The sequence below is a fragment of the Pseudomonas sp. FYR_5 genome (assembly GCF_043106315.1).
GTDB lineage: Bacteria > Pseudomonadota > Gammaproteobacteria > Pseudomonadales > Pseudomonadaceae > Aquipseudomonas > Aquipseudomonas putida_Y.
The window spans coordinates 1-11,060 of the sequence record NZ_JBICMK010000062.1 but is presented as its reverse complement, the minus strand read 5'-3'; the positions used below and the strand labels follow the sequence as shown (position 1 = coordinate 11,060).

The following is an 11,060-nucleotide window of genomic DNA, read 5'->3' as shown; positions in this document are numbered from 1 at the left end:
GGTAGCGGCGGCAACGGTGAACGGCGGGTGGTAATTGGCCAGCAGGCCCGGCCCTTTCGCGGGTGAACCCGCTCCTACACGCGGCCTGTGCCCAACCCCCGATGTGTGTCCATCCCCGATCGGTGTGTAGGAGCGGGTTCACCCGCGAATACGGTAGCGGCGGCAACGGTGAACGGCGGGTAGAGATTGGCCAGCAGGCCCACCCCGTTCGCGGCTACAGGCTAAACGACAAATCAGGCCGCGCCGTAACGCTTGCGCGCCTCGATGGCCAGCCCGCTCCCAATGCTGCCAAAGATGTTGCCTTCCACATGCCGCGCATTCGGCAGCATCGCCGAAACACTGTTACGCAGCGCTGGAATGCCGCTGGAGCCACCGGTGAAGAACACCGTATCGACCTGGCCTTCGCTTACCCCGGCCTTGGCCAGCAGTTCGGTGACGCTGCCGCGCACGCGCTCCAGCAGGCCTTCGATCGCCTCTTCGAACAGCGTACGGGTCAGTTCCGCTTTCAGGTCGGGCTCGACGCGGCGCAGGTCGATGTGGCGGCTGTCGTGCTCGGTCAGCTCGATCTTGCTGGCTTCCACTTCCATTGCCAGCCAGTGCCCCGCGCGCTGTTCGATCAATTTGAACAGGCGATCGATGCCGAAGCTGTCCTCGATGTCATAGCGCATGCTGCCCAGCGCCAGTTGCGACTTCTGCGAGTACAAGGCGTTGATGGTGTGCCAGGTGGCCAGGTTGAGGTGGTAGCTGGTCGGCATCAGCGCACCGCTCTTCATGCGGCTGCCGTAGCCAAACAACGGCATTACGCCCTGAAGGCTCAGTTGCTTGTCGAAGTCGGTACCGCCAATGTGCACACCGCCGGTGGCGAGGATGTCACTTTGGCGCTCGGCGACCAGGTGGCGCTCGGGCGACAGGCGGATCAGGGTGAAGTCCGAGGTACCACCGCCGATGTCGACGATCAGCACCAGCTCTTCGCGGCTGATGCTCGACTCATAGTCGAAGGCCGCGGCAATCGGCTCGTACTGGAACGACACGTCCTTGAAGCCGATCTTGCGTGCCACCTCGGCCAAGGTGTCCTCGGCCTCCTGGTCGGCAGCCGGGTCTTCGTCGACGAAGAACACCGGGCGGCCCAGCACTACCTGGTCGAACTCACGGCCAGCGGCGGCTTCAGCGCGCTTCTTGAGCTCGCCGATGAACATGCCCAGCAGGTCCTTGAACGGCAAGGCGCTGCCCAGCACGCTGGTGTCGTGCTTGATCAGCTTCGAGCCCAGCAGGCTTTTCAGCGAGCGCATCAGGCGGCCTTCGTAGCCTTCCAGGTACTCGTGCAGCGCCAGGCGGCCATACACCGGGCGCCGCTCTTCGATATTGAAGAACACCACCGAGGGCAAGGTGATCTTGCCGTCTTCCAGGGCAATCAGCGACTCGACGCCAGGCCGGTGCCAGCCGACTGTGGAGTTGGAGGTGCCAAAGTCGATGCCCAGGGCGCGGGCCGGGGATACGTCAGACATGGGAAATGGGCTTCCGGAGGCAAAACGGCCGCGCAGTGTATGCCAGTTGGCTACAGAATCAAGACCAGTCGTCTGCCTTGAGGCAAACCCAAGTCGGTCTTGAAAGGCTATGCTTGACCCCTATCTTCAGTTGCAACATGCACATTCACATTGGTGATCCATAAATGGACTTCAAAGACTATTACAAGATACTCGGCGTAGAGCCCACTGCGGATGACAAGGCGATCAAGGCCGCATACCGCAAACTGGCGCGCAAGTATCACCCGGATGTCAGCAAGGAGCGCGACGCCGAGGAAAAATTCAAGGAGGCCAACGAGGCCTATGAGGTGCTGGGCGACGCGCAGAAACGTGCCGAGTTCGATGAAATTCGCAAGTACGGCGGCCAGCATGGCCGGCCGTTCCAGGCACCACCGGGTTGGGAAAACCGGGGCGGTGGCGGCGGCTTCGAAGGCGGCGACTTCTCCGACTTCTTCAGCTCGATCTTCGGTGGGCGCAGTGCTGGTGGCAACCCCTTCGGTGGCGCCCGGCAGCAACAACGCAGTGCCGGCAGGCGGGGGCAGGACGTGGAGCTTGAACTGGCAGTATTCCTTGAAGAGACCCTGAGCAAGGAGTCCAAGCAGATCAGCTTCCAGGTGCCGCAAACCAATGCCATGGGCCAGCGCACCGGCTTCACCACCAAGACCTTGAACGTGAGGATTCCGGCCGGGGTGACCGACGGCGAACGCATCCGCCTCAAGGGCCAGGGCGCGCCGGGCAGCGGTGGCGGAGCCAACGGTGACCTGTTCCTGACCATCCGCATGGCACCGCACCCGCTGTTCGATGTCGAAGGTCATGACCTGATCATCACTGTGCCGTTGGCACCGTGGGAGGCGGCCCTGGGCGCCAAGGTGGCGGTGCCGACCCTGGATGGCAAGATCAACCTGACCATCCGCCCTGACAGCCAGAGCGGCCAGCGCCTGCGTGTACCGGGCAAGGGCCTGGCGAACAAGCAGGGAGAGCGCGGCAACCTTTATGCGCAGCTCAAAGTGGTCATGCCGCCCGCGTCGGACGAATCTGCCCGCGAACTCTGGACCAAGCTTTCCGAGAAAGCTGCGTTCAACCCGAGGACACAATGGAGTAAGTGATCATGAGCAGCACCCTGATCGTTCAACTGGACATGCGTACCCTGTGTCAGGAAGCCGATGTCACGGCTGAATGCGTGATCGAAATTGTCGAGCACGGCATTGTCGAACCTTCCGGGCGAACGCCGGAGGACTGGCTGTTTGACGATCAGGCGCCGCTGGTGGCCAAACGAGCGGTGAAGCTGCACCAGGAGCTGGAACTGGAGTGGGAAGGGGTGGCGCTGGCGCTGGAGCTGTTGCAGGAAGTGCAGCAGTTGCGCAGTGAGAACAGCATGCTGAAGCAGCGGCTGGGCCGGTTTATCCAGATGTAGGCTCCCTTGCATCTGTGGGAGCGGCCTTGTGTCGCGATGGGCTGTGCAGCAGCCCCAGATCTTTGCTCCACCGAAAAATTGCCGGGGCTGCTTTGCAGCCCTTTCGCGACACAAGGCCGCTCCACAATGGACCGCATTTCAGGTCGGTTCGGCGCCCGGGTTCAGCACCAGCTGCATGAAGGTCAGGTCCAGCCAGCGGCCAAACTTTACCCCCACCTGCGGCATCTGGCCGGTCACCACGAAGCCCAGCCGCTCGTGCAGGCGCACCGACGCTGCATTACCACGCTCGATCGCAGCCACCATCACATGCTTGCCACATCCGCGCGCGCGCTCGACCAGCGCCGCCATCAACACCGGCCCGAGCCCTTTGCCACGCTGGTCGCTGCGCACGTACACCGAGTGCTCAACGGTCAGGCGAAAGCCCTCGAAAGGCCGCCAGTCGCCAAACGAGGCATACCCCAGCACGCCGGTTTCATCGACCGCCACCAGAATCGGGTAGCCCTGCTGCGCGCGCGCTTCAAACCAGGCCTGGCGGTTGCCGAGGTCTACCGGGGTTTCGTTCCAGATCGCCGTGGTGTTGAGCACCGCGTCGTTGTAGATGTCGAGTATGCCCGGTACATCGGTGGGCAGGGCATCGCGGATTTCGTAGCTCATGACAGCGTCTCGCAAGGTCGTTGCTCGCAGATTAAATGGTTACCAGCCCGCGTACACCTTCGGCTTGCATGTTTTCGCCGCGGCCGCGCTGGATGATTTCGCCGCGGGCCATGACCAGGTACTGGTCAGCCAGCGCTTCGGCAAAGTCGTAGAACTGCTCCACCAGCAAGATCGCCATGTCGCCACGCTCGGCCAGGCGGCGGATGACCGCGCCGATCTCCTTGATCACCGAGGGCTGGATGCCTTCGGTCGGCTCGTCGAGAATCAGCAGGCGCGGGCGGCTGGCCAAGGCGCGGCCGATCGCCAGTTGTTGCTGCTGGCCGCCAGACAGGTCGCCACCGCGGCGCTGCTTCATCTGCTCCAGCACAGGGAACAGTTCGTAGATGAAGGCCGGTACCTCGCGGGCTTCACGGGCGGGGAAGCGCGACAGGCCCATCAGCAGGTTTTCCTCGACGGTGAGGCGCGGGAAGATCTCGCGGCCCTGGGGCACGTAGGCGATGCCGGCCTGCACCCGTTGCTGCGGTTTGAACGCGGTGATCGGCTTGCCTTCCCATTCGATACTGCCGTCACGGGCGGGCACCAGGCCCATCAGGCAGCGCAGCAAGGTGGTCTTGCCCACGCCGTTGCGGCCCAGCAGGCAGGTCACTTCGCCGACCTTGGCTTCGAAGGACAGGCCACGCAGGATGTGGCTGCCGCCGTAGTACTGGTGCAGTGTGTCGATCTTGAGCATGTGAGAGTTCCTGAAAGGGATGCTGTGCCTGTGCCGGCCTCTTCGCGGGCAAGCCCGTTCCTGTAACGGGAACCGCCCCATGGCATTACGCCCCCTGTAGGAGCGGGTTTACCCGCGAAGAGGCCGGTACAGGCGCCAAAAATTCAAATCCGGTCAGCGGCCCAGATACACCTCGACCACCCGCTCATCTGCCTGCACCTGCTCCAGCGAACCTTCCGCCAACACGCTCCCCTGGTGCAGCACGGTCACATGGTCGGCAATGCTGCCGACAAAGCCCATGTCATGCTCCACCACCATCAGCGAATGCTTGCCGGCCAGGCCCTTGAACAGCTCGGCGGTAAACTCGGTCTCGGCATCGGTCATGCCGGCCACCGGTTCATCCAGCAGCAGCAGTTGCGGCTCCTGCACCAGCAACATGCCGATTTCCAGGAACTGCTTCTGCCCATGGGACAGCAAGCCGGCCTGACGCTGGGCAAGCGGCAGCAGGCGCAAGGTGGTCAGCACTTCCTCGATGCGCTGGCGCTGGTCACCGCTCAGGCGCGCCGCCAGGCTGGCCCACACCGACTTGTCGGTCTTCAGCGCCAGTTCCAGGTTCTCGAACACGGTCAGCGCCTCGAACACCGTGGGCTTCTGGAACTTGCGGCCAATGCCGGCCTGGGCGATCTGGTATTCGCTCATGCGGGTCAGGTCGAGGGTATCGCCGAAGTAAGCCGTGCCGCTGTCGGGGCGGGTCTTGCCGGTGATGACGTCCATCATCGTGGTCTTGCCGGCGCCGTTGGGGCCGATGATACAGCGCAGCTCGCCCACCCCGATGTACAGGTTCAGCGTGTTGAGCGCCTTGAAACCATCGAAGCTGACGCTGATGTCTTCCAGGCTCAGCACCGTACCGTGGCGGGTGTCGAGGCCGGCCTTGCGGCTGTGGCCCAGGCCAATGGCATCGCGTCCGGCGCCGAGGTTGTCGAATACCGGTTCCAGCATGAATTCCGGGTGGACTGGGGGCACGCCTCTCATGGCTGGCTCCTTTTCTTCAACAGGCCGACCACGCCCTTGGGCAGGTACAGGGTGACGAGGATGAATAGTGCGCCGAGGAAGAACAGCCAGAACTCGGGGAAGGCCACGGTGAACCAGCTTTTCATGCCGTTGACCAGGCCTGCACCGAGCAGCGGGCCGATCAGCGTGCCGCGTCCGCCCAAGGCTACCCAGACGGCGGCTTCGATCGAGTTGGTCGGCGACATCTCGCTGGGGTTGATGATGCCCACCTGCGGCACGTACAGCGCACCGGCCAGGCCGCACAGCACGGCGCTCAGTACCCACACCAGCAACTTGAAGCCGCGCGGGTCATAGCCACAGAACATCATGCGGTTTTCAGCGTCACGCACGGCGGTGAGCAGGCGGCCGAACTTGCTGCGGGTCAGGCGCCAGCACAGGTACAGGCTGGTCAGCAGCAGGGCCACAGTCAGCAGGAACAACACTGCGCGGGTACCCTGGGCTGCAATGTCGAAGCCGAGGATGGTGCGGAAGCTGGTGAAGCCGTTGTTGCCGCCGAACCCGGTTTCGTTGCGGAAGAACAGCAGCATGCCGGCAAAGGTCAGGGCCTGGGTCATGATCGAGAAGTACACGCCCTTGATCCGCGAGCGGAAAGCGAACCAGCCGAACACCAGCGCCAGCAGCCCGGGCGCCAGCACCACCAGGCACAGGGCCCAGGCGAAATGCTGGGTACCGGCCCAGTACCAGGGCAGCTCGGTCCACGACAGGAAGGTCATGAACCCGGGCAGGCCGTCGCCGGCTGCCTGCCGCATCAGGTACATGCCCATGGCGTAGCCGCCCAGGGCGAAGAACAGACCGTGGCCCAGCGACAGCAGCCCGGCATAGCCCCAGACCAGGTCCAGGGCCAGGGCGACGATGGCGTAACAGAGAATCTTGCCGACCAGGGTCAGGGTGTAGGCCGACACGTGCAGGGCATGATCTGCCGGCAGCAGTGAGCACAGTGGCAAAGCCACCAGCAGCAGGACGACGACGGCACCGATGGCAAGGGTCAGGCGTGGGCCGGCCTTTTGCGTAGCAGTGACAAGCAGTGGCTGGTTCATCAGTCGATTACCCGTCCCTTGAGGGCGAACAGGCCTTGCGGGCGTTTCTGGATGAACAGAATGATCAACGCAAGGATGAGGATCTTGCCGAGCACAGCACCGATCTGCGGCTCCAGCAGCTTGTTGGCGATGCCCAGGCCGAACGCGGCCCAGAGGCTACCGGCCAGCTGCCCGACGCCGCCGAGCACCACCACCAGGAACGAGTCGATGATGTAGCTCTGGCCCAGGTCCGGGCCGACATTGCCCACCTGGCTCAAGGCCACGCCGCCGAGCCCGGCGATACCCGAGCCCAGGCCAAAGGCGAGCATGTCGACGCGCCCAGTGGACACGCCGCAGCAGGCGGCCATGTTGCGGTTCTGGGTGACTGCGCGCACGTTCAGGCCCAGCCGGGTACGGTTGAGCAGCAGCCAGGTGAGCAGCACCACGGCCAGGGCGAAGCCGATGATGACCAGACGGTTGTACGGCAGCACCAGGTTGGGCAGCAGCTGGATGCCACCGGACAGCCAGGCCGGGTTGCTCACCTCGACGTTCTGCGCGCCGAACAGCAGGCGGATGGCCTGGATCAGGATCAGGCTGATGCCCCAGGTGGCCAGCAGGGTTTCCAGTGGGCGGCCGTACAGGTGGCGGATCACCGTGCGCTCCAGCGCCATGCCGACGCCGGCACTGACGGCGAACGCCACCGGCAGTGCAATCAGCGGGTAGAACTCGATGGCGCCTGGGGCGAAGCGCTGCAGCAGTACCTGGACCATGTAGGTGCTGTAGGCGCCGAGCATCAACATTTCGCCATGGGCCATGTTGATCACCCCGAGCAGGCCGAAGGTGATCGCAAGGCCCAGCGCTGCCAGCAGCAGGACCGAACCCAGCGACAGGCCGCTGAAAGCCTGGCCGAGCAGTTCGCCGACCAGCAGTTTGCGTTTGACCTGGGCCAGGCTCGTCTCGGCGGCTGTACGCACGCCCGGGTCGCGTTCTGCATCGGGCTGCAGCAGGGCTTCGAGGCGGGTGCGGGCCAGCGGGTCGCCGGTTTCACCCAGCAGGCGCACGGCGGCCAGGCGTACCGCAGGCTCGCTGGCGCCCAGTTGCAGGTTGGCCAGTGCCAGGCCGAGGGCGGCCTGCACGGCGGCGTCCGGCTCGCTGGCGAAGCGCCGGTCAAGGAAGGCCATTTGCGCGGGTTTTGCGGTTTTTTGCAGTTGTTGTGCGGCGGCCAGGCGGGTGTCGCTGTCGTCGCTGAGCAGCTGATGGCTAGCCAGGGCGTTGTTGATCAGGCCGCGCAGGCGGTTGTTCAGGCGTACCTTGCGCGTGTCATCGGTGGCGATGCGGCCTTGGCGCAGGTTTTCCAGTAGCGGAAGGCGCGCGGCATCGGGTTGCGCCGCCCAGCCTTCGAGCAGGCGGACCTGCTCGGCGGGCTTGGCGGTGAGAAAGAATTCGCCCTCGCTGGCGTGGGTTGCCAGGGGGATTAGTAGCAGGAGGGTGAGCAGGAATCTGAGCATGCGGGCAATCCTGGAAATCGGTGTTGGATTCTTCGCGGGTAAACCCGCTCCTACAGGGATTTCACCGGTCCAGAGAGCAGTGGGGAACCTGTGGGAGCGGGCAAGCCCGCGAATGGGCTGCAAAGCAGCCCCATGCACTCAGTTACCTTTCACGGCGTAATCTGGCCGCTTGTCATTGCCCGGAATGAACGGGCTCCATGGCTGCGCCCGCAGTGGCTGCTCGGTTTCCCACACCACGCTGAACTGCCCGTCATCCTGAATCTCGCCGATCATCACCGGCTTGTGCAGGTGGTGGTTGGTCTTGTCCATGGTCAGGGTGAAGCCCGACGGTGCCTCGAAGCTCTGCCCGGCAAGCGCTTCACGCACCTTGTCGACGTCGGTGGACTTGGCTTTTTCCACCGCTTGCGCCCACATGTGGATGCCTACGTAGGTGGCCTCCATGGGGTCATTGGTCACGGCTTTGTCGGCACCCGGCAGGCCCTTGGCCTTGGCGTAGGCCTTCCAGTCGGCGACAAATTTCTGGTTGACCGGGTTATCCACCGATTCGAAGTAGTTCCATGCCGCCAGATGGCCCACCAGCGGTTTGGTGTCGATACCGCGCAGTTCCTCCTCGCCCACCGAGAAGGCCACCACCGGCACGTCGGTGGCCTTCAGGCCCTGGTTGGCCAGTTCCTTGTAGAACGGCACGTTGGAGTCACCATTGACTGTGGATATGACCGCGGTCTTGCCGCCGGCGGAGAACTTTTTGATGCTGGCGACAATGGTCTGGTAATCAGCGTGGCCAAACGGCGTGTACACCTCTTCGATGTCCTTGTCGGCCACGCCTTTGCTGTGCAGGAATGCGCGCAGGATCTTGTTGGTGGTGCGCGGGTAGACGTAGTCGGTGCCCAACAGGAAGAAGCGCTTGGCGCTGCCGCCGTCCTCGCTCATCAGGTATTCCACGGCCGGGATGGCCTGCTGGTTCGGGGCGGCGCCCGTGTAGAACACGTTCGGCGACATTTCTTCGCCCTCGTACTGCACCGGGTAGAACAGCAGGCCGTTGAGTTCTTCGAACACCGGCAGGACAGACTTGCGCGACACGGAGGTCCAGCAGCCGAACACCACGGCCACTTTGTCCTGGGTCAGCAGTTGGCGGCTTTTTTCAGCGAACAGCGGCCAGTTGGACGCCGGGTCGACCACCACCGGTTCCAGCATCTTGCCGTTCACGCCACCCTTGGCGTTGATCTGCTCGATGGTCATCAGCGCCATGTCCTTGAGCGACGTCTCGGAAATGGCCATGGTCCCGGAAAGCGAATGCAGGATACCGACCTTGATGGTCTCGGCGGCCTGGATACTCCAGCTCAGGCCCATCGCCGCAATCGATGCGCTGAGGGTAAGGGCCTTGATCAGACTGCGACGCTTCATGTGCTCTCTCCGCTGAGTTTTTTATGGTGTTGGGCAAGCGGGGAGGGCGTTGCAAGGGGTGTGCCTAGTGGCGAAAGGTACGGTTTAGAGGGGCTGTGCGAGGTGTTGGGGCGTTGGTTGGATCCAGGTTGGTGCCTGATGGAATTGTGTGCACAGGATTGGGGCTGCGACGCAGCCCCGAGGCCATCAGCCGTTATGCACAGCCGTGCGGGGATGGCGCCTGCTGCGTACGAGCTGGTAGGTCACCGCCAGCAATACAAACCAGATCGGCGTCACCACCAGCGCTGAACGTGTATCTGCCTCCAGGCTCAGCAACACCAGGATGAACGCAAAGAACGACAGGCACACGTAGCACATGAAGCGCCCGCCCGGCATCTTGTAGTTCGAGGCCTGGTGCAGCGCCGCGCGGTTCTTGCGGTACTTCAGGTATGACAGCAGGATCAGCGTCCACACGAACATGAACAGTACCGCCGACACGGTGGTGACCAGGGTGAATGCCTCGACCACGTTCGGCACCAGGTAGATCAGCACCGCACCAAGCAGCAGGCAGGTGCACGAGAAGTACAGGCCGTTGGCCGGTACCGAACGGCTCGACAGTTGTTCGAAGGCCTTGGGCGCATCACCTTCCTGCGACAGGCCGTACAGCATGCGGCTGGTGGAGAACACGCCGCTGTTGGCCGACGAGGCCGCCGAGGTCAGCACCACGAAGTTGATGATGCTCGCCGCCGCCGGCAGGCCTGCCAGCACGAACAACTCAACGAACGGGCTTTTGCCTGGCACCACGTCGCGCCACGGGGTTACGGCCATGATCGCGATCAGCGCCAGCACATAGAACACGATGATACGGATCGGAATCGAGTTGATCGCCCGCGGCAGGGTGCGTTCCGGGTTCTTCGCTTCGGCGGCGGTGGTACCCACCAGCTCGATGCCGACGAAGGCGAACACGGCGATCTGGAAACCGGCGAAGAAGCCCATCAGGCCATGGGGGAACATGCCGCCGTCATTCCACAGGTTGGCCAGCTGGGCGGTGCGCCCGCTGGGCGAGGTGAAGCCGGTGATGACCATGTACAGGCCGGTGGCGACCAGGCCGAGGATGGCCACGATCTTGACCAGGGCGAACCAGAACTCCAGTTCGCCGAACATTTTTACGGTCACCAGGTTCAGCGACAGCAGCAGCCCTACGCAGGTCAGCGCCGGTATCCACTGCGGCAGGTCGGGGAACCAGAACTGCGTGTAGGCGGCGATCGCGACCACGTCGGCGATGCCGGTGACCACCCAGCAGAACCAGTAGGTCCAGCCGGTAAAGTAGCCGGCCCAAGGGCCGAGCAGGTCGGCAGAGAAGTCGATGAACGATTTGTAGTTCAGGTTCGACAGCAGCAGTTCGCCCATGGCGCGCATGACGAAGAACAGCATGAAGCCGATAATCATGTAGACGAAGATGATCGATGGCCCGGCCAGGCTGATGGTCTTGCCCGAGCCCATGAACAGGCCGGTACCGATCGCGCCGCCGATGGCGATCAGCTGGATGTGGCGGTTGGTCAGGTTGCGTTGCAGGTGCTGTTCATCGGGTGGAGTTGGTGAGGTTTGCGTCATAGGCGGCATTCCCTTGTAGAGGCCAGTCTGCTTGTCAGAGGTAGCCGGCTAGGCTAACACGCGCGTTCCAGTTCGGGGCGCGACAGATCGACTCTACATTTGCGGCTCAGCATTTCGCCTGTACCGGCCTCTTCGCGGGTAAACCCGCTCCTACGAGGCAACGCGGTC

Annotated in this window: 10 protein-coding genes; 2 read left to right on the top strand and 8 right to left on the bottom strand. The window is 63.5% G+C overall.

Going from position 1 to position 11,060, the window contains the following annotated elements; translation table 11 throughout:
• Positions 1 to 233: 233 nt before the first annotated feature.
• Positions 234 to 1,505, bottom strand: a complete 1,272-nt coding sequence (locus ACF8RA_RS10260; RefSeq protein ID WP_392461255.1) for an Hsp70 family protein — start codon at positions 1,503 to 1,505, stop codon at positions 234 to 236.
• 164 nt (positions 1,506 to 1,669) lie between these two features.
• Here ACF8RA_RS10260 and cbpA point away from each other — a divergent pair, with 164 nt between their 5' ends.
• Entirely contained in the window at positions 1,670 to 2,629 is a 960-nt protein-coding gene (gene cbpA, locus ACF8RA_RS10255) for a curved DNA-binding protein (protein WP_019437188.1), read from the top strand.
• A 2-nt stretch (positions 2,630 to 2,631) separates the two neighbouring features.
• Positions 2,632 to 2,937 carry a chaperone modulator CbpM gene (locus ACF8RA_RS10250; RefSeq protein WP_021784432.1) on the top strand — a complete coding sequence of 102 codons (306 nt, stop codon included), beginning with the start codon at positions 2,632 to 2,634 and terminating at the stop codon, positions 2,935 to 2,937.
• A gap of 138 nt (positions 2,938 to 3,075) precedes the next feature.
• Here the strand turns inward: ACF8RA_RS10250 and ACF8RA_RS10245 are convergent, their stop codons facing one another.
• The 7 genes from ACF8RA_RS10245 to cycA all read right to left on the bottom strand — a co-directional run bounded on the left by ACF8RA_RS10245 (position 3,076) and on the right by cycA (position 10,892).
• A complete protein-coding gene (locus ACF8RA_RS10245; RefSeq protein WP_176683175.1) occupies positions 3,076 to 3,591 on the bottom strand; it encodes a GNAT family N-acetyltransferase in 516 nt (171 codons plus the stop codon).
• Positions 3,592 to 3,622: 31 nt separating this feature from the next.
• A complete protein-coding gene (urtE, locus tag ACF8RA_RS10240; RefSeq protein ID WP_003249634.1) occupies positions 3,623 to 4,321 on the bottom strand; it encodes an urea ABC transporter ATP-binding subunit UrtE in 699 nt (232 codons plus the stop codon).
• A 153-nt stretch (positions 4,322 to 4,474) separates the two neighbouring features.
• Complete coding sequence (urtD, locus tag ACF8RA_RS10235; protein WP_144180699.1) at positions 4,475 to 5,332, bottom strand: urea ABC transporter ATP-binding protein UrtD; 858 nt, start codon at positions 5,330 to 5,332, stop codon at positions 4,475 to 4,477.
• On the bottom strand, positions 5,329 to 6,408 hold the full coding sequence (gene urtC / locus ACF8RA_RS10230) for an urea ABC transporter permease subunit UrtC (RefSeq protein WP_176683177.1): 1,080 nt from the start codon (positions 6,406 to 6,408) through the stop codon (positions 5,329 to 5,331). Before urtC ends, urtD begins: the two co-directional genes overlap by 4 nt.
• Entirely contained in the window at positions 6,408 to 7,895 is a 1,488-nt protein-coding gene (urtB, locus tag ACF8RA_RS10225; protein ID WP_392519141.1) for an urea ABC transporter permease subunit UrtB, read from the bottom strand. The genes urtC and urtB overlap by 1 nt, the downstream gene beginning before the upstream one ends.
• A gap of 138 nt (positions 7,896 to 8,033) precedes the next feature.
• Positions 8,034 to 9,299: an urea ABC transporter substrate-binding protein gene (gene urtA / locus ACF8RA_RS10220; RefSeq protein ID WP_003249642.1), complete on the bottom strand. Its 1,266-nt coding sequence runs from the start codon at positions 9,297 to 9,299 to the stop codon at positions 8,034 to 8,036.
• 186 nt (positions 9,300 to 9,485) lie between these two features.
• On the bottom strand, positions 9,486 to 10,892 hold the full coding sequence (gene cycA, locus ACF8RA_RS10215) for a D-serine/D-alanine/glycine transporter (RefSeq protein ID WP_176683179.1): 1,407 nt from the start codon (positions 10,890 to 10,892) through the stop codon (positions 9,486 to 9,488).
• Positions 10,893 to 11,060: the final 168 nt, after the last annotated feature.